The organism is Arenibacterium halophilum (assembly GCF_005938225.1).
Classification (GTDB): domain Bacteria; phylum Pseudomonadota; class Alphaproteobacteria; order Rhodobacterales; family Rhodobacteraceae; genus Arenibacterium; species Arenibacterium halophilum.
Map to the genome: position 1 here is coordinate 887,530 of NZ_VCPC01000001.1, position 18,476 is coordinate 906,005.

Annotated in this window: 20 protein-coding genes; 9 read left to right on the forward strand and 11 right to left on the reverse strand. The window is 60.5% G+C overall.

Features of this window, described 5'->3' with window-relative positions:
- Positions 1 to 26 precede the first annotated feature (26 nt).
- Entirely contained in the window at positions 27 to 1,313 is a 1,287-nt protein-coding gene (gene ccrA / locus FGK64_RS04305; RefSeq protein ID WP_138862537.1) for a crotonyl-CoA carboxylase/reductase, read from the reverse strand.
- A 134-nt stretch (positions 1,314 to 1,447) separates the two neighbouring features.
- Complete coding sequence (locus FGK64_RS04310) at positions 1,448 to 2,833, reverse strand: 1-acyl-sn-glycerol-3-phosphate acyltransferase (RefSeq protein WP_138862538.1); 1,386 nt, start codon at positions 2,831 to 2,833, stop codon at positions 1,448 to 1,450.
- A 225-nt stretch (positions 2,834 to 3,058) separates the two neighbouring features.
- On the opposite strand from FGK64_RS04310, the gene FGK64_RS04315 reads away from it, so the two are divergent.
- From FGK64_RS04315 to deoD, 3 genes are all read left to right on the forward strand, one after another.
- Entirely contained in the window at positions 3,059 to 5,026 is a 1,968-nt protein-coding gene (locus FGK64_RS04315) for a protein meaA (RefSeq protein WP_138862539.1), read from the forward strand.
- A 105-nt stretch (positions 5,027 to 5,131) separates the two neighbouring features.
- Complete coding sequence (locus tag FGK64_RS04320) at positions 5,132 to 5,458, forward strand: H-NS histone family protein (protein WP_138862540.1); 327 nt, start codon at positions 5,132 to 5,134, stop codon at positions 5,456 to 5,458.
- 9 nt (positions 5,459 to 5,467) lie between these two features.
- Complete coding sequence (gene deoD, locus FGK64_RS04325; protein WP_138862541.1) at positions 5,468 to 6,178, forward strand: purine-nucleoside phosphorylase; 711 nt, start codon at positions 5,468 to 5,470, stop codon at positions 6,176 to 6,178.
- Positions 6,179 to 6,325: 147 nt separating this feature from the next.
- Here the strand turns inward: deoD and FGK64_RS04330 are convergent, their stop codons facing one another.
- From FGK64_RS04330 to FGK64_RS04365, 8 genes are all read right to left on the reverse strand, one after another.
- Positions 6,326 to 7,105, reverse strand: a complete 780-nt coding sequence (locus FGK64_RS04330) for a succinate dehydrogenase iron-sulfur subunit (RefSeq protein WP_138862542.1) — start codon at positions 7,103 to 7,105, stop codon at positions 6,326 to 6,328.
- A 29-nt stretch (positions 7,106 to 7,134) separates the two neighbouring features.
- Positions 7,135 to 8,943 carry a succinate dehydrogenase flavoprotein subunit gene (gene sdhA, locus FGK64_RS04335; protein WP_138862543.1) on the reverse strand — a complete coding sequence of 603 codons (1,809 nt, stop codon included), beginning with the start codon at positions 8,941 to 8,943 and terminating at the stop codon, positions 7,135 to 7,137.
- Between the two features lie 19 nt (positions 8,944 to 8,962).
- On the reverse strand, positions 8,963 to 9,334 hold the full coding sequence (gene sdhD, locus FGK64_RS04340; RefSeq protein ID WP_138862544.1) for a succinate dehydrogenase, hydrophobic membrane anchor protein: 372 nt from the start codon (positions 9,332 to 9,334) through the stop codon (positions 8,963 to 8,965).
- A 12-nt stretch (positions 9,335 to 9,346) separates the two neighbouring features.
- Complete coding sequence (gene sdhC, locus FGK64_RS04345) at positions 9,347 to 9,736, reverse strand: succinate dehydrogenase, cytochrome b556 subunit (protein WP_138862545.1); 390 nt, start codon at positions 9,734 to 9,736, stop codon at positions 9,347 to 9,349.
- Positions 9,737 to 9,956: 220 nt separating this feature from the next.
- A complete protein-coding gene (locus FGK64_RS04350; protein WP_138862546.1) occupies positions 9,957 to 10,988 on the reverse strand; it encodes a MaoC family dehydratase in 1,032 nt (343 codons plus the stop codon).
- A complete protein-coding gene (locus FGK64_RS04355; RefSeq protein ID WP_138862547.1) occupies positions 10,988 to 11,194 on the reverse strand; it encodes a DUF1737 domain-containing protein in 207 nt (68 codons plus the stop codon). Before FGK64_RS04355 ends, FGK64_RS04350 begins: the two co-directional genes overlap by 1 nt.
- The gene (locus FGK64_RS04360) at positions 11,191 to 11,748 is read right to left on the reverse strand and encodes an NnrU family protein (protein ID WP_138862548.1); all 558 of its coding nucleotides are present in this window, start codon (positions 11,746 to 11,748) and stop codon (positions 11,191 to 11,193) included. Before FGK64_RS04360 ends, FGK64_RS04355 begins: the two co-directional genes overlap by 4 nt.
- A gap of 36 nt (positions 11,749 to 11,784) precedes the next feature.
- Positions 11,785 to 12,645 carry an HpcH/HpaI aldolase/citrate lyase family protein gene (locus FGK64_RS04365; RefSeq protein WP_138863061.1) on the reverse strand — a complete coding sequence of 287 codons (861 nt, stop codon included), beginning with the start codon at positions 12,643 to 12,645 and terminating at the stop codon, positions 11,785 to 11,787.
- A 341-nt stretch (positions 12,646 to 12,986) separates the two neighbouring features.
- Between FGK64_RS04365 and FGK64_RS04370 the strand changes: the two genes are divergently transcribed.
- Entirely contained in the window at positions 12,987 to 13,298 is a 312-nt protein-coding gene (locus FGK64_RS04370; RefSeq protein WP_138862549.1) for a hypothetical protein, read from the forward strand.
- A 4-nt stretch (positions 13,299 to 13,302) separates the two neighbouring features.
- On the opposite strand, the gene FGK64_RS04375 is transcribed toward FGK64_RS04370, so the two are convergent.
- On the reverse strand, positions 13,303 to 14,052 hold the full coding sequence (locus FGK64_RS04375) for a sulfite exporter TauE/SafE family protein (RefSeq protein ID WP_138862550.1): 750 nt from the start codon (positions 14,050 to 14,052) through the stop codon (positions 13,303 to 13,305).
- A 154-nt stretch (positions 14,053 to 14,206) separates the two neighbouring features.
- Here FGK64_RS04375 and mdh point away from each other — a divergent pair, with 154 nt between their 5' ends.
- From mdh to FGK64_RS04400, 5 genes are all read left to right on the forward strand, one after another.
- The gene (mdh, locus tag FGK64_RS04380) at positions 14,207 to 15,169 is read left to right on the forward strand and encodes a malate dehydrogenase (protein WP_138862551.1); all 963 of its coding nucleotides are present in this window, start codon (positions 14,207 to 14,209) and stop codon (positions 15,167 to 15,169) included.
- A 283-nt stretch (positions 15,170 to 15,452) separates the two neighbouring features.
- Positions 15,453 to 16,646, forward strand: coding sequence for an ADP-forming succinate--CoA ligase subunit beta (sucC, locus tag FGK64_RS04385; protein ID WP_138862552.1), 1,194 nt, complete (start codon positions 15,453 to 15,455; stop codon positions 16,644 to 16,646).
- 29 nt (positions 16,647 to 16,675) lie between these two features.
- The gene (locus FGK64_RS04390; RefSeq protein WP_138862553.1) at positions 16,676 to 17,119 is read left to right on the forward strand and encodes a hypothetical protein; all 444 of its coding nucleotides are present in this window, start codon (positions 16,676 to 16,678) and stop codon (positions 17,117 to 17,119) included.
- Between the two features lie 36 nt (positions 17,120 to 17,155).
- Positions 17,156 to 18,037 carry a succinate--CoA ligase subunit alpha gene (gene sucD, locus FGK64_RS04395; RefSeq protein WP_138862554.1) on the forward strand — a complete coding sequence of 294 codons (882 nt, stop codon included), beginning with the start codon at positions 17,156 to 17,158 and terminating at the stop codon, positions 18,035 to 18,037.
- A 193-nt stretch (positions 18,038 to 18,230) separates the two neighbouring features.
- Positions 18,231 to 18,473 carry a hypothetical protein gene (locus FGK64_RS04400; protein WP_171053966.1) on the forward strand — a complete coding sequence of 81 codons (243 nt, stop codon included), beginning with the start codon at positions 18,231 to 18,233 and terminating at the stop codon, positions 18,471 to 18,473.
- Positions 18,474 to 18,476: the final 3 nt, after the last annotated feature.

The following is an 18,476-nucleotide window of genomic DNA, read 5'->3' on the forward strand; positions in this document are numbered from 1 at the left end:
CGCCTTAAAGACTGATATATGAATTCTCAGGATTTGGCGTCCAAAACCTCTTCCAAAGTCCGCAACCCTGTCTTTGGCGCCTGAACCAGAACCGACATATTCCCGGGTTTATGTTCATTGCGCAGCATCTTCATATGCGCCTGAGGCAGGTCGGCCCATGTGAAGACTTCGGACATGCACGGATCAAGCCGCCGCTCAAGCATCAGCTTGTTTGCGGCGCTGGCCTGCTTCAGATGCGCGAAATGGCTGCCCTGCAGGCGTTTTTGATGCATCCACATATAGCGCACGTCGAATGTCAGGTTGAACCCCGAGGTGCCGGCACAGATCACGACCATGCCGCCTTTTTTCACAACGAAAGTCGAGACTGGAAAGGTCGCCTCGCCCGGGTGCTCGAACACCATGTCGACATTCACGCCTTTGCCGGTGATGTCCCAGATCGCCTTGCCGAATTTGCGCGCTTCTTTAAACCATTCGGCGTATTCCGGGGTATTTACCGTGGGCAATTGTCCCCAGCAATTGAAATCTTTTCGGTTAATCACGCCTTTAGCGCCAATATCCAGAACGAACTGGCGCTTGGATTCATCGGAGATAACGCCGATGGCATTGGCACCGGCCGTATTGATCAGCTGGATCGCGTAAGATCCAAGCCCGCCCGAGGCGCCCCAGACCAGGACGTTCTGCCCTGGTTTCAGGTCATGCGGTTCGTGGCCGAACAGCATTCGGTAGGCGGTGGCCAGCGTCAGCGTGTAGCAGGCTGATTCTTCCCAGGTCAGGTGCTTGGGGCGCGGCATCAGCTGCTGTGCCTGCACGTTGGTGAACTGCGCAAACGACCCGTCAGGCGTCTCATAACCCCAGATCCGCTGGCTGGGCGAATACATCGGATCGCCGCCGTTGCATTCTTCGTCGTCGCCATCGTCCTGGTTGCAGTGGATCACGACCTCGTCGCCGACTTTCCAGCGCTTCACCTTGTCGCCCACGGCCCAGACGATGCCCGAGGCATCCGAGCCCGCGATGTGATAGGGTTCGCCATGGCCGTCGAACGGGCTGATCGGTTTACCAAGCGCGGCCCAGACGCCGTTATAGTTGACGCCCGCCGCCATCACCAGAACAAGCACCTCGTGGCTGTCCAGCGTCGGCACGTCCACGACTTCCTGCACCATTGCAGTATCGGGTTCGCCGTGGCGTTCGCGGCGAATGGCCCAGGCGTACATTTGTTTCGGTACATACCCCAGCGGAGGCATTTCGCCCATCTCGTACAGGTCTTTCTGGGGCGCGTCGTAGGGCGCGATGTCCGAATGCGTATCCAAAGCCATGCAAGCCTCCTGGGTAAACAGTTGCCGCAACGCAGAATCACGGCGTCACTCAAGATGGGATAAGAGGCGTTAAGAAATATTGCAATAGTATGGCGACGTTTTTTGTAACTTTATGACCCAGCAGGTGCAGAAAATTACTTTGCGCATGCAGAATGATCTCCCCCCTCCGTAATAAGGTGTTGGATCGAGTTGGCGTAGAACTCGAGGAGCGGCCCCTGCCCCGGCACGACACGGACGGAATCATCCACATCACTCACGATGCCCCGTGCAAGGAACTGCGCGATGGCTGTTTCGGCCGCGACCGCACGACTGTCGCGCGGCAAGTGTTGAGTGGCCTCTGGCAAGGCTTCCATCAAATCGCCCAGCTTCAATTCAATTTCAACGCGGGTCAGCGGCGCGTGCGCCAAGATCACCCGCGCCACCAATGGTACGGCCAGAACCGGAACGATCGCAGCGATATGCTGCATCAGCCGGTCGGCCAGAGCTTGCGTTTCATCTTCGGCGTCTTTCGGGTCAAACGCCTTCAGCGACACCGGCGCGCCAAAGCTGACGGCCGCGAAACCGAAACGACGATAACGCCCCGTCAAACGTAGCCACAGCAGGCGCAGCGCATTACGGGCCACCACGCCAAGGCCCGCGTTGAACCGATGGCCGGGATCATTGGCCGCCGCCACCAGCGCGCGATCTTCCAGCACGCGGTCATAGTTCAGTGCCACCGGCACGAACACGACCTCGCGCCCGGAATTGCGCGCACCATCCACGATGTATTTCAACAGACCCAGCTTTGGCGGCATCAGGGCCCCGGTGCGCGACAATCCACCTTCGGGGAACATGGCCTGAGTCACCCCGGCCTCGGTCGCCATCTGGACGTAACGCGCCAGCACCCGGCGATAGAGTTCGTTGCGTGATTTGCGGCGTATGAAATAGGCCCCCATCGCGCGGATCAGCGAACTCAGCGGCCAGACCTGCGCCCATTCCCCTACTGCGTAGGACAGCGCCGATTGCCTTGCCGCCAGGTAGGTGACCAGCACGTAATCCATGTTCGAGCGGTGGTTCATCACGTAAACCACCGTTGCATCGCGGGGGATCACCGCCTGAGTCTGCGCCAAGGGCTGGCCGATCCGTACATCATACAGAGCATTCGACAGGAACCGCGCTGCCCGGATGGCGAATCCGAAATAGGCCGAGGCCGAAAAGGATGGCACGATTTCCCGCGCGTACCTGCGGGCCAACTCGGCGGCCACGTTTTCGGGCATCCCCTCGGCCTGGGCATGTTCTTTCACCGCGCGCAGCACGTCAGTGTCGTAAACCAGCCGCTGAATCGTGTCATAGCGGCGTGCCAGCTTGAACGGCTGGATTGGCCTTTCAAGGCGCGTGTTCAGCCGGGCCACCGCCCGTTCCAGCCTGCGACGAAAGAACCATCGCACCGAGGGAAACAGGAAATGCGAGGCAAAGGTGATCGCCGCGAACAGCAGGATCAGCGCCAACAACCAGACCGGAACGGAAACCGTTTGAAACATGATACCGCTTGTGACGCAAAGAATGTCACCGGTCAAAGGCTTGCAATACCGGCGACTCTGCCAAAACCCGGCCCCTTTGACACGGATTCATTTCGCACATGCAGAAAATCCGGTATCATACCCCCGCTTGATGCCGCGCCGCAGCGAATTGACAGAGGCACAATCTTTCAAGTATCAGGCCCTGTACGTAACAATATTTCGCACCCTTGATTCCGAGAGGCTCGTATGTCGCAGACCGAAAAAGACCGCCCCTGGCTGATCCGCACCTATGCCGGCCACTCGACCGCGAAAGCCTCGAACGAGCTGTATCGCGGCAACCTTGCCAAGGGCCAGACCGGGCTGTCGGTGGCTTTCGACCTGCCCACCCAGACGGGTTATGACAGCGACCATGTGCTGGCGCGCGGCGAGGTGGGCAAAGTGGGCGTGCCCGTCGCCCATCTGGGCGACATGCGCACCCTGTTCGACCAGATCCCGCTGGAACAGATGAACACCTCGATGACGATCAACGCGACAGCGCCCTGGTTGCTGGCGCTTTATATCGCTGTGGCCGAGGAACAGGGCGCGGACGTATCGAAGCTGCAAGGTACGGTGCAGAACGACCTGATCAAGGAATACCTGAGCCGCGGCACCTATATCTGCCCGCCCAAGCCCAGCCTGAAGATGATCGGCGACGTGGCCGAATACTGTTACAAGAACGTGCCCAAGTGGAACCCGATGAATGTGTGTTCCTACCACCTGCAAGAAGCCGGCGCGACGCCGGAGCAGGAACTGGCCTTTGCGCTGGCCACTGCCATCGCCGTGCTGGACGAGTTGAAGCCGCGCATCCCGGCCGAGGATTTTGACACCGTCTGCGGGCGGATTTCGTTCTTCGTGAACGCCGGCATCCGGTTCGTCACCGAGATGTGCAAGATGCGCGCCTTTGTCGATCTGTGGGACGAGATTCTGGAAAGCCGCTATGGGGTGGAAAACCCGAAGCTGCGGCGTTTCCGCTATGGGGTTCAAGTCAACTCGCTTGGGCTGACCGAACAGCAGCCGGAAAACAACGTATATCGCATCCTGATTGAAATGCTGGCGGTTACCCTGTCCAAAAAGGCGCGGGCGCGGGCGGTGCAACTGCCCGCCTGGAACGAGGCGCTTGGCCTGCCCCGCCCGTGGGACCAGCAATGGTCGATGCGGATGCAGCAAATCCTCGCCTATGAAACCGACCTGCTGGAATATGGCGACCTGTTCGACAACAACCCAGCCGTGGATGCCAAGGTTGAACAACTGAAGGATGGTGCCCGCGCCGAACTGGCGAACCTTGACAGCATGGGCGGCGCGATTGCCGCCATCGACTACATGAAATCGCGTCTGGTGGACTCCAACGCCGAACGGCTGAACCGGATCGAGGCGGGAGAAACCACCGTGGTGGGCGTGAACAAATTCACCACGACCGAACCCTCGCCCCTGATGAGCGCAGATGGCGGGATCATGGTTGTTGATCCGGCGACAGAACAGGAACAGATCGCCCGGCTGGACGACTGGCGCCGCACCCGTGACGACGCCGCCGTAACCGCCGCGCTGGCACGCCTGCGTGAGGCGGCACAGAAGGGACAGAACGTCATGGAGCCGTCGATCGCGGCGGCCAAGGCTGGTGTGACCACCGGCGAATGGGCCGAGGAGATGCGCCAGGTCTATGGCACTTATCGCGGGCCAACTGGTGTTTCGGCGTCGCCCTCGAACAAGACCGAGGGGCTGGAGGATTTGCGCGCCGCCGTCGATGCGGTCAGCGACAAGCTGGGCCGGCGGTTGAAATTCCTTGTCGGCAAGCCCGGCCTTGATGGGCATTCCAACGGCGCCGAGCAAATTGCCGTCCGCGCCCGGGATTGCGGAATGGACATCAGCTATGACGGCATTCGCATGACGCCCGAAGAAATCGTCGAGGCTGCCATTTCCGAAAAGGCGCATGTGATTGGCCTGTCGATCTTGTCGGGCAGCCATCTGCCATTGGTTCAGGATGTCATGGATCGGCTGAAATCCGCCGGGCTGACAGATGTTCCGGTGCTGGTGGGAGGGATTATTCCCGATGAGGACGCAAAGCAGTTGAAAGCTATGGGAGTGGCCCGGGTGTACACCCCCAAGGACTTTGAATTGAACGCCATCATGAAAGACGTGGTAACGATAATTAATCCTTCGTTAGCGGCTGCCGAGTAGCTTTACCAAAAACTTCGTGCCAAGAACCGGATTATCCGGTACTGATTTCTATTACACCGAATTGTCGCTAATTGGCGTCAGCTCCGTAAATAGGAACTATGACAGATGACCGTTAACCTCCAGGAAATGTCCCACAAGGAACTTCTCAAACTTCGGGACGATATCGACAACGAACTGAAAGCAGCCGAGAAGCGCGAGCGACAACAAGCGCTTCAAGCTGCAGAGGAAGCGGCGGCAAAATTCGGCTATTCGCTGGACGAACTCGCCGCTGCGGCGAGCGGAAAACGCGGCAAATCGCGGCGGGCCCGGTCAGCTCCGAAATTTCGTAACCCGTCCGATCACACGCAGACATGGACAGGCCTTGGCCGGAAGCCGCAATGGTTTCACGACGAAATGGCCAAGGGAACAGATCTCAAGCAACTCGAGATCTGATCGGGCCGGATGACCATCCACATCGGCGCCAAGCCGGGTGACATAGCCGAAACGGTTCTGTTGCCCGGCGATCCCTATCGCGCAAAATGGGCCGCAGAGACCTTTCTGGACGATGTCCGGCTGGTCAACGAAACACGGGGTATGCTGGGCTTTACAGGCACCTGGCAGGGTCACCGGGTGACAATTCAGGGAAGCGGCATGGGAATGCCCTCTCTGTCGATCTATGCAAACGAGCTGATCCGTGATTTCGATGCGCAAACGTTGATCCGGATCGGGTCATGCGGCGGTATGCAGGATCATGTGAAAGTACGTGACATCGTTATCGCAATGACGGCCAGTACGATGGGGTCTCCGTCACGATCCATCTTCCGCGAATTCGATTACGCTCCCTGCGCCGATTGGAGCCTTCTGCGCGCGGCTGCCAATGCTGCCGAAGGGTCGGGATCGCCGGTACACGTCGGCGGCATTTATTCGTCCGATACCTTCTATGACGAACGCCCCGACCTGAACGAGCAAATGGTACGGCACGGTATCTTGGCCGTGGAAATGGAAGCGGCCGAACTATATACCCTCGCCGCGCGATACGATCGCCGCGCACTTGCCATTTTGACAGTTTCCGACCATCTGAAAACTGGCGAGTCCCTGCCCTCGGAACAACGTGAGAAATCGTTTGCACAAATGGTTGAAATTGCCCTGAATGCTGCATTCACTGGCAAATAGATCAAACGATTTTCGCTGACGAAATCTGCGGAATGAATTGTGCTCATATCGCACAAAATAAATTGTTCGATTACCGCACAATTCAGAAACAAAAAAGGCCCGGGGAATTCCTGTTTCCCCGGGCCTTTTGATTGAAACGATGTCCGCTCAGACGGCGCGTTCGACCATCATCTTCTTGATCTGCGCGATGGCGTTGGCCGGATTCAGACCTTTCGGGCAGGTCTTGGTGCAATTCATGATCGTGTGGCAACGATACAGCTTGAACGGGTCTTCAAGCTGGTCGAGACGTTCGCCCGTGGCTTCATCGCGGCTGTCGATGATCCACCGATAGGCATGCAAAAGCGCAGCAGGCCCGAGGTAGCGATCGCCATTCCACCAGTAGGACGGGCAAGCCGTCGAGCAGGAAGCGCACATAACGCATTCATAGAGCCCATCCAGCTTCTTGCGGTCTTCGATCGACTGGCGCCATTCTTTCGCCGGGCGGTTCGTCTTGGTTTCCAGCCACGGCATGATGCTGGCGTGCTGGGCGTAGAAATGCGTCAGGTCAGGGATCAGGTCCTTGACCACCGGCATATGCGGCAGCGGATAGATCTTCACGTCGCCGGTGATCTCGTCTAGGCCATAGATACAGGCCAGCGTGTTGATTCCGTCGATGTTCATCGCACAAGAGCCACAGATGCCTTCGCGGCAGGACCGGCGGAAGGTCAGCGTGGGGTCGATCTCGTTCTTGATCTTGATCAGCGCGTCCAGAACCATCGGGCCGCATTTGTCCATGTCGAGGAAATAGGTATCGACACGCGGGTTCGCCCCGTCCTCAGGGCTCCAGCGGTAAATCTGGAACTTGCGGACGTTGGTGGCGCCATCCGGCTTGGGCCAGGTCTTGCCTGTGGTGATGCGCGAGTTCTTGGGGAGTGAGAATTGTACCATGGGTTATCTCCTAACGCCTTCGATCGCCATCAGAACGTCCGCGCCTTGGGCGCGATCTTTTTCAGGCTGATGCCGCCTTCATCCTCGGTGCTCAGCGGATCCTTGATCACGTCGCGATACGACAGATCGACCTTGTTTCCATCGACATGAGCAATGGTGTGCACACGCCATTTTTCGTCGTCGCGCTCGGTGAAATCCTCGTGCGCATGGGCGCCGCGGCTTTCCTTGCGCGCCTCGGCACCGACGATGGTGGCCAGCGCGTTGGGCATCAGGTTGGTCAGTTCCAGCGTTTCCATCAGGTCGCTGTTCCACACTAGCGTGCGGTCGGTGACTTTCAGATCGGAAAGCTTGGCGGCGATGGCGGTCATCTTCTCGACGCCTTCGGCCATGGTTTTCGAGGTGCGGAACACGGCAGCATCAGCCTGCATGGTGCGCTGCATCTCCAGCCGCAGCTCGGCCGTTGGGGTGCCCCCGCTGGCGTTGCGGTAATGGTCGAAACGGTCGAACGCCTTGTCGATGCTGGCCTGGTTCAGAACCGGATTCTTGGTCGAGGGGTCCACCACCTGCCCGGCGCGAATGGCCGAGGCACGGCCGAACACCACAAGGTCGATCAGCGAGTTCGAACCAAGCCGGTTCGCGCCATGCACGCTGGCGCAGCCGGCCTCGCCCACGGCCATAAGGCCCGGCACGATTGCGTTCTTGTCGTCGGCGGTGGGGTTGATAACCTCGCCCCAATAGTTCGTCGGGATACCGCCCATGTTGTAGTGCACGGTCGGCAGAACCGGGATCGGTTCCTTGGTCACGTCGACGCCGGCAAAAATCTTGGCCGATTCCGAAATGCCCGGCAGCCGTTCGGCCAGCGCCTCGGCCGGCAGGTGGCTCAGGTTCAGGTGGATGTGGTCGCCATGTTCGCCCACACCGCGGCCTTCGCGGATTTCCATCGTCATCGAGCGCGAGACATAGTCGCGCGGCGCCAGGTCTTTATAGGTCGGCGCATAGCGTTCCATGAACCGCTCGCCTTCGGAGTTGGTAAGGTATCCACCCTCGCCCCGCGCGCCTTCGGTGATCAGACAGCCCGAGCCGTAGATGCCGGTTGGGTGGAATTGCACGAATTCCATGTCCTGAAGGCCAAGGCCCGCGCGCGCCACCATACCGCCACCGTCGCCGGTGCAGGTGTGGGCGCTGGTGGCGCTGAAGTAAGCGCGGCCATAGCCGCCCGTGGCCAGCACGACCATCTTGGCGTTGAAGACATGCATCGTGCCGTCGTCAAGCTTCCAGCAGACGACGCCCTGGCACTGCCCGTCTTCGGACATGATAAGGTCGATCGCGAAATATTCGACGTAGAATTCCGCGTTGTTCTTCAGCGACTGGCCATAGAGCGTGTGCAAGATGGCGTGGCCGGTGCGGTCGGCGGCGGCGCAAGTGCGCTGCACCGGGGGGCCTTCGCCGAATTCCGTGGTGTGGCCGCCGAACGGGCGCTGATAGATCTTTCCCTCTTCGGTGCGCGAAAACGGCACGCCGTAGTGTTCCAGCTCGTAAACGGCCTTGGGCGCTTCACGGGCGAGGTATTCCATCGCGTCGGTATCGCCCAGCCAGTCCGAACCCTTGACCGTGTCGTACATGTGCCACTGCCAGTTGTCCGGCCCCATGTTCGACAGCGACGCCGCAATGCCGCCCTGCGCCGCAACAGTGTGCGACCGGGTCGGGAACACCTTGGTCACGCAGGCCGTGCGCAGCCCCTGCTCCGCCATCCCCAGCGTGGCGCGCAAACCTGCGCCACCCGCACCGATGACCACGACGTCATATTCATGCGTCTCGTATTCGTATGTCTTCGTCATTGCGTCAGTCCCCGGCGCGTCAGAGTGCGATTTTGACAAGGGCGAACAGCCCGGCCGCGATCAGGATCCAGGCCAGTGCGCCCACGGCGATATACAGCAGCTTGCCGGTCAGCCCGTGCACGTAATCCTCGATCGCTTCCTGCGTTTCGCGCTTGAAGTGGGTGATCGCGACGAACAGCGTCAGCGCGGTCAGGATTGCGGGAAACGGGCGGCCGAAGAAGGAAATCACCTCTTCCCGCGACCCGTCGAACCCGGCCCCGAAGGTGAAGATGAACAGCGGCATCAGGATCACCAGCGCGATCGAGCCTACCAGCATATGCCAGAAATGTTGTGTGCCCTGGCCGGATGCCCCCAGCCCCAGCGCGCGCTTGCGGTCGGTCAGATATCGCATCTTGCAGGCTCCTTACACGATGATGACGGTCAGGATCGCCATGACCGTTGCGCCGATGAACATGATCGCGCCCATCTTTTCGGAAATGTCGAGTTCGACCGCATAGCCGAAATCCCAGATCACGTGACGCAGGCGTCCCAGCACGTGATACCAGATCGCCCAGGTCGCCAGCAGCATCAGGATGTCGCCGATAAAGCTGCCCAGAATTCCGTCGATGACATTGAAGGCGCCGTCAGAGGTGGCCGCCGCCAGCAACCACAGCACCAGCAGCACGGCGGTGCCCAGCGAGGCGATGCCGGTGATGCGCACCATGATGGATGAAATCGATGTCATCTGCGGGCGGTAATATTGCCCCAGCATGAATGGCGAAAGCGGGCGATTGCCCCGATTGACATCGGCCATGGATGGCTCCTCTCCGGTTGGCTGGCTACGTTATTATCGCATTTCAAGGCAGTGTCACGGGGTCCGCAGCGGATTCGGCGCGGTTTTTTGGCGCAGATTGCGGGTTTTCGCCACCCTGTGATCACGCCCGCGAAAATTGTGATCACGGATCGCCCGGCATTGCGGCTGCATTGGGTGCCGCGGGCCGCGTTGAGGTAGGCCCGCACCAAAGCTGGAGCGATCACAGCGGGACAAGCGCCCAGTAATCCAGATCAAGCAGAACTTCGGGCAGGTATTTGCCGTCGTCGCCCCGCAGGCGGAACGGCTCTCCTCCCTTGGTCGCGACCAGCCGCAGCCGCAGCGCGCCCACGCCCGGCGCATCGGTTTCGGCCTTGTCCAGCACTTCCGACCACGCCTTGACCGTATCGCCCGAGAAGCACGGGTTGGCATGTGCGCCGCCATTCAATCCCACGACCATCTGAGCGTTCGCCAAACCGTTGAACGACAGCGCCCGCGCCATCGAAATCACGTGGCCGCCATAGATCAGCCGCTGCCCGTCGGGGCGGAAGGTGGCATCGAAATGCACCTTGGCCGTGTTTTGCCACAGCCGCGTGGCCAGCATGTGCTCGGCCTCTTCGATGGTCACGCCGTCGACATGGTCGATGGTTTCGCCCACCTCGTAATCGCCCCAGCGGTGCGGCTCTCCGGCCAGCGCAAAGTTGTACCCGGTGAAATCCAGCCCCTTCGGGATTACCAGATCTCCGGGCGCGACCACCTTCGCCAGGTCAGGCACCACAGGTTCCGGCGCGGGGGCATCGACGTTGCCTTTTCGCACCATGACCCAACGCACGTATTCCAGCACGGGTTCGTCATGCTGGTTCAGCCCGCGCGTGCGCACATAGACCACGCCGGTCTTGCCGTTGGAATTTTCCTTCAGCCCGATCACTTCGCTTTCCGAGCGCAGCGTATCCCCCGGCCAGACCGGCGCCAGCCAGCGGCCTTCGGCATAGCCAAGGTTCGCGACCGCGTTCAGCGAGACATCCGGCACGGTTTTGCCGAACACGACATGGAACCCGATCATGTCGTCCAGCGGGCTGAACGGCAGGCCGCACGCCTGCGCAAAGGCATCCGAGGAATAGAGCGCATGGCGCGCGGGATACAGCGCATGATACAACGCGCGCTCGCCCATTTTCACCGTGCGCGGCACCGCATGCACCAGCGTCTGCCCAAGGCTGTAATCCTCGAAAAACCGGCCCGAATTGGTCTTGGCCATCACTGCTCCCCCAGCTTCATGTCGGGCGCATAGGACGCCTCGATTTCCTTGGTCACGGCCTGACCACAGCGCATGACACCCCGCGCAGCGTCAAAGGCATAGGTCGGCGCGCCCTGCAGCTGCCAGCCTTTCGCCAGCGCGGCAGAGACCTTGTGGCAAAAGGCGGATGTGTCGTCTTCGCTCAGGAAACGGTAGAGAGTTGTCATGTCGGAAATGGCCTTACGCCCAGGAAGATGTGAATGCCGGTGACGACGGCGAAAACCACCGCCGAAATGGCGATGACGCTGATCCATTTGCGCCCCGGCGCGACGGCGGGCGGGGTCCAATTCGGCTCGGCCCGGTTGATCACGATCACCTCGACAACAGCCCAGGCCAGCATCGAGCCGAACAGGATGACCGAGGCAAGATCGCCGTTCACCAACAGATGTGCGATGGCCCAGATTTTCACCGATGTCAGTTGTGGATGCCGGATGCGCGTTGCGGGCCACAGCTTGGCCCCGCGCAATTCGCTGGTCGCGAAGGTGAGCACCGCAAGAACCATCAGCAGATTATTGATGTGCCACATGAATTCCGGCGGATACCAGACGTTGATAAACGGCGCCCAGCGATAGCCCAACACGATCAGCACCAGTGACACGGCCAGTGCCGCAGCCACGGCACCCCGCCCGGCGTTGCCCATAGCCGCACGTTGTTCGGGGGCGATGCGTTTGAACAAATGCGCCCCGAACCAAAGGACGATGCCCAGGATCAACAGAATCATGGCTTGGGTTTCCCTGCTATGTGAATCGATTTCACATTAGCCCTGCGCGGCGAGTTCGGCAATGGCCTCGGCCTTGGCCAGAATCTCGCGCGCGGTCACCACATGCAGGTTTTCGACGATGCGGCCATCCACCACGGCGACCCCCTGCCCCGATGCTTCGGTTTCTTCAAACGCGGCGATCTGGCGGCGGGCCAGGTCGATCTCGTCTTCCGACGGCGCAAAGGCGCGGTTCGCGATTTCGACCTGCGCGGGATGAATCAGCGTCTTGCCGTCAAAGCCCATGTCGCGGCCCTGAGTTGCTTCCTCTTCCAGCCCGGCCTCGTCCAGATAGGCGTTATAGACACCGTCCACGATCACTCGACCATGCGCCTTCGCGGCCAGCACACACAGGCCCAGCCCCGTCAACATTGGCAAACGGTCAGGCCGGAACCGGCATTGCAATTCCTTCGCCAGATCGTTGGTCCCCATCACCATGCCTTCCAGCTTGGGGTGCGCGGCGATCTGGGTTGCGTTCAACATGCCAACGGGCGTTTCCATCATGGCCCAGATCGGCAGTTCGCCCGTGATCTCGGCCAGCGCGGTCAAGTGATCGGGGCTTTCGACCTTGGGTAGCAGAACGGCATCCACACCCATCGCCGCGACCGCCTCGGCATCTTCGGCGCCCCATTGCGTATCTAGCCCGTTGATCCGTACGATTCGCGCGCGATTGCCATAGCCTCCCGTTTCAATCGCCTTGGCCAGGGTCGCGCGTGCGGCTGGCTTTTCCTCGGGCGTCACCGCGTCTTCCAGATCGAAAATGATCGCATCGCAGGCAAGCCCACGCGCCTTGTCCAGCGCGCGCTCTTTCGACGCCGGAATGTACAGGGCAGAGCGATAAGGGCGGTTGCGCGGGTCCATGACGTTCTCCAAAGACATAATGTTGCGCCGCAACCGGCCATTTATTTTCGAAAAATTCAAGCCGAAAATCGCCGCATCGCAGCATTATGCGGATTGCAGCGTGACTCGCGTCGGGTGTTCTTGTTTTTTTCTCACAAGGGGCGCGCCATTAATCATTCCTAAGCACCTCAGGCGCACAGTTTCCACAGCCGGATCCTGTATCTCGTCCACGCCGGGTAGGCCCCCGACACATAGATCAGCGGATTCGACATTTCGGAAATCTGGGCTTGTCGGCCCGGCACGTCGGATCGCTCCGGCGCGGCCAGACCGGACGGGCAGGCCACAGCCCAAGGGGATGACCCATGTTGAATAAACTGTACCTTACTCTCGCCGTGGCTCTGACTTCGGTGACGACCGCCGCACAGGCTCAGCAATACCGCAACTGCGCCCCGCGCGACGTTGTCGTCGATCGCCTTGCAGGCGGATATGGCGAAACTCGGCAAAGCATCGGCCTTGGTGCACAGGGCGCGGTTGTCGAAGTGTTCGCCTCGACTGACACCGGCACCTGGACAATCACCGTCACCTCTCCCGCTGGCGTAACCTGCCTTGTTGCGTCGGGTCAGTCGTTCGAGACATTGGCCGAAGCCCTGCCTGCCGAAGGCAACGACGCCTGACCGCTCAGGTCAGGCCGTCAAACACCAGCTTTGCCCCTGTAATCACCAGCAACGTATAGGTCAGCCCGAAGAACAGACGTTCGGGCACCGCACGATGCGCGATCACGCCAACCCAGGCGCCGATCAAGGCGAAGGGGGCAAGGACCAGATCCGCCAATGCCGTCTGGGCCGTGAACAGGCCCAGAAATGCGTAAGGCACGAATTTCACGATATTGACCACCCAGAACACCAGAACCGTGGTGCCTTGGTATTCGGTTTTTCCCAACCTTTGCGACAGCAGGTACACTGCTGCAGGCGGGCCGCCTGCATGGCTGACGAAGCTGGTGAACCCTGTCACCGCCCCGGCCACAACGCCCGCCATCGGCGACAGGCGATTGCGTGACACTGGCACAAGGCCTGCCGATTTCGCAGCCTGCCATGCGACAAACGCCAGCGAAACGCCTCCGATCAGCACCCGAATCACATCTGGCTCGGACAGGCGGTACAGCACCGCACCGATGATAACGCCCGGCACGGCGCCCGCGATCAGCACGCGCGCATCTGCCCAGTTCCATGTTTTCCAATAAGGCCGTAGCGTCGCCAGATCGATCAGCATCAGCAGCGGCAGCATGATTCCCAAAGCCACCCCGGGATCAAGGAACAGCGCCAGAATCGCCGATGATGCAAAGGCCGCACCCGATCCGAATCCCCCCTTCGAGATGCCAGCAAAGAACGCAGCTGGCCCGGCAACGGCCAAAAAGAAGGCGTCGATCATCGCTGTGTCCATCCTGTCGGCACAAAGAATTCCACAGGTCTTTAACCTGTTCTCAATTCCGGTGACAGAGGAGAGCACAGCCCCAGGACGCTTGCACGTTGGGCCGATAGGGCTTAGGCAAACCGCAAATTCATCGCATCGGAGACTTTATCCAATGGCCAGACCCAAAATCGCGCTCATCGGCGCAGGTCAGATCGGCGGTACCCTCGCCCATCTCGCTGCCCTCAAGGAACTGGGCGACGTCGTCCTGTTCGACATCGCCGAAGGCACCCCCGAGGGCAAGGCGCTCGACATTGCTGAATCGGGCCCCTCGGAAGGGTTCGACGCCACGCTGAAGGGCACGCAGTCCTACGCTGACATCGCGGGCGCGGATGTTTGCATCGTCACCGCCGGTGTGCCGCGCAAGCCGGGGATGAGCCGCGACGACCTGCTGGGCATCAACCTGAAGGTCATGAAATCGGTCGGCGAAGGCATCCGCGACAACGCCCCCGACGCCTTCGTGATCTGCATCACCAACCCGCTGGATGCGATGGTCTGGGCACTGCGCGAATTCTCGGGCCTGCCGCATGAAAAGGTCTGCGGCATGGCCGGCGTGCTGGACAGCGCGCGCTTCCGCCACTTCCTTGCCACCGAATTCAACGTGTCGATGAAAGATGTCACCGCCTTCGTGCTGGGCGGCCACGGCGACACGATGGTACCGCTGACCCGCTATTCGACCGTTGCCGGCGTCCCCCTGCCCGATCTGGTCAGCATGGGCTGGACCACGCAGGAAAAACTGGACGGCATCGTGCAGCGCACCCGTGACGGCGGCGCCGAAATCGTCGGCCTGCTGAAAACCGGCTCGGCCTTCTATGCGCCCGCCACCTCGGCCATCGAAATGGCCGAAGCCTATCTGAAAGACCAGAAGCGCGTTCTGCCCTGCGCCGCCTATTGCGATGGCGTGCTGGGCCTGAAGGGTATGTATGTGGGTGTCCCCACCGTGATCGGCGCCGGCGGGATCGAGCGGATCATCGACATCAAGATGACCAAGGACGAGCAGGCGATGTTCGACAACTCGGTCAACGCGGTCAAAGGCCTTGTCGAAGCCTGCAAGGGTATCGACAGTTCTCTCGCATAAGCTGTCTACAGACTGAAAAATCAAAAGGCGCCCCGAACCGGGCGCCTTTTTTGCGCCTTTACCCGGCGCCAATGCTGCCGTGGGTTGATTCGCACGTCGCCTGCATCTGAAATCGGCACAAGCCCGCGCATCACTCCAGTTTTGTGATCACACCATTTTACACCGTGATCACAAAGGTGATTTTTTTGCCGTTTCCCCGTGCCTGAACGCAATTTTTCGTTTAACGCCATATCAAGACGGGGCGTATAGCCCGACGCAATCGCTAGCAGATGGGACGTAATCCATGAACATCCACGAATATCAGGCCAAGGCCCTTCTTCGCAGCTATGGCGCTCCGGTTTCCGACGGCCGCGCCATTCTGAAAGCCGAAGATGCCAAGAACGCCGCGGGCGAGCTGGACGGGCCGCTTTGGGTCGTCAAGGCACAAATCCATGCTGGCGGTCGCGGCAAGGGGTCCTTCAAAGAGGCCGACGCAGGCGAAAAGGGCGGTGTGCGCCTTGCCAAATCGGTCGAGGAAGCCGCCGAAGAAGCCAAGAAGATGCTTGGCAAAACTCTGGTCACCCATCAGACCGGCCCGGCGGGCAAGCAGGTCAACCGCATCTACATCGAAGACGGCTCCGACATTGATCGCGAGCTTTATCTGGCCCTTCTGGTGGATCGTCAGACAAGCCGCGTGTCCTTTGTCTGCTCGACCGAGGGTGGCATGGACATCGAGGAAGTCGCCGCCAGCACGCCCGAAAAAATCCTGAGCTTCAGCGTCGATCCGGCCACCGGCTATCAGCCCTATCACGGCCGCCGCGTCGCGTTCTCGCTGGGTTTGGAAGGCGCAGCGGTCAAGCAGTGCGTCCAGCTGATGGGCATCCTCTACAAAGCCTTCATCGAGAAGGACATGGAGATGCTGGAAATCAACCCGCTGATCGTGATGCCGGGCAACCAGCTGAAGGTGCTGGACGCCAAGCTGGGGTTCGACGGCAACGCCATGTACCGCCAGCCCGAAGTGGCCGAACTGCGCGACACCACCGAGGAAGACCCGAAAGAGCTGGAAGCCTCGAAATACGACCTGAACTATATCGCGCTCGACGGTGAAATCGGCTGCATGGTGAACGGCGCGGGCCTCGCCATGGCGACAATGGACATCATCAAGCTCTACGGCGCCGAACCGGCCAACTTCCTTGACGTGGGCGGTGGCGCCACCAAGGAAAAGGTGACCGAAGCGTTCAAGATCATCACCTCGGACCCGAACGTGAAGGGCATCCTCGTGAACATCTTCGGCGGCATCATGCGCTGTGACGTGATCGCCGAGGGCGTGATCGCCGCGGTGAAAGAGGTTGGCCTGAAGGTGCCGCTGGTCGTGCGCCTGGAAGGCACAAACGTCGAGAAGGGCAAGGAGATCATCCAGAACTCGGGGCTTGACGTGATTGCCGCGGACGACCTGAAGGACGGTGCCGAAAAGATCGTGAAGGCCGTGAAGGGGTGAAGCGGGCGTACGGTCTCTTGGCGTGTCTTTTGCCCAACTACGGGTTTGCCGACGCGTCGGTCGAAGACGCGTGCCGTTTTTATAACGACCGCTACTTCGTCGAGACCGTAAGCGGGAGCGGCGCAACCGAGTGGATTGCGCAAGTGAAGGAGAACAGCCCGGAGTTTCATCTTCGTCGGGTCGATTTGGAGCGGTTTGCCACTCTTGTCACTGACGAAGTCGTGCTTCCGGTCAAAGGCCGCTCGTCCTCTGGCGCGCGACAGGCGATCTCGATGGTTTATGTTTGCTATGCCGATATCACCTCAAGAATCGTGCTTTGGCTCGCGTCCGATGGCGGGCCAAGCGCAGGCCAGAGGGAAATCCGCTCGCTCCCGAACCAAAGCGGCGACATGGCCAATTACCCCTTTGAAATCAACGCTCTTCCGACCAAAACGTTAAAACTGGAACAGACTATCGAGGGCGGTCGCTTCTGACGCCCGGCAGTCAAGACAACTTAGGAGGCTCCTCGAATGGCAGTCCTGATCAACGAAAACACCAAAGTCATCTGTCAGGGTCTCACCGGCTCGCAGGGGACCTTCCACACCGAACAGGCCATCGCCTATGGCACCAAGATGGTGGGCGGCGTCACCCCGGGCAAAGGCGGGCAGACGCACCTTGACCTGCCGGTGTTCAACTCGGTCCACGAGGCCAAGCATGTGACCGAGGCCAACGCCACCGTGATCTATGTGCCCCCGCCCTTCGCCGCGGATTCGATCATGGAGGCGATCGACGCCGAAATGGAAGTGATCGTCTGCATCACCGAGGGCATCCCGGTGCTGGACATGATGAAGGTCAAGCGCGCGCTGGAAGGCAGCAAAAGCCGCCTGATCGGCCCCAACTGCCCTGGTGTCATCACACCCGACGCCTGCAAGATCGGCATCATGCCGGGCCACATTCACCGTCGCGGCAGTGTCGGCGTTGTGTCGCGCTCGGGGACGCTGACCTACGAGGCCGTGAAGCAGACCACCGATGTGGGCCTGGGTCAGTCGACCTGTGTGGGCATCGGCGGCGACCCGATCAAAGGAACCGAGCACATCGACGTGCTGGAATGGTTCCTGGCCGATGATGAAACCACCTCGATCATCATGATCGGCGAAATCGGTGGCTCGGCCGAGGAAGAAGCCGCGCAATTCCTGGCCGACGAAAAGAAAAAGGGCCGCTGGAAGCCGACGGCCGGGTTCATCGCCGGGCGGACCGCCCCTCCGGGCCGCCGCATGGGCCATGCCGGTGCCATCGTGGCCGGTGGCAAGGGCGACGCCGAAAGCAAGATCGAAGCGATGAAAAGCGCCGGTATCGTGGTCGCCGACAGCCCCGCCGGGCTGGGCGAGGCCGTGCTGAAGGCGATCGGCTAACCCAATGCCTCACGCGGCCGCAATCTCTGTGCCCTGTCCCACTGCGACACCCCGTGTCGCGACAGGGCGGCAGCGTGCCGCGTGGATTGGCGCAGTTTGCGCCTGCACGTTTGCCTTGACCGCCTGCGATGAAACGACATCGCAGGCTGCGCCCCAACTAGCGGCTGCCCAAGACCTTGGCCCAAGCGTCAACGTGAACGCCCCCGAATATCGTGGCTACACGCGCGGGTTTCTGGTCGGCGTTCAAGGCCGAAAAATTCAGGCCATCAAGGTCGCGAAATCCGCGGACGCGGCGTTCCGTTGGTCAGACGAGCAGGTGAAACAGGCGTTTGCCCCCCTCTGCAAGTCGACCAATCCTGATCAGAAACCTGTGTCGGTGACGAATGTCGCACATTCGCCCAACCGGACCATCCTCACCTTTATTCAATGCGGTTAGCGA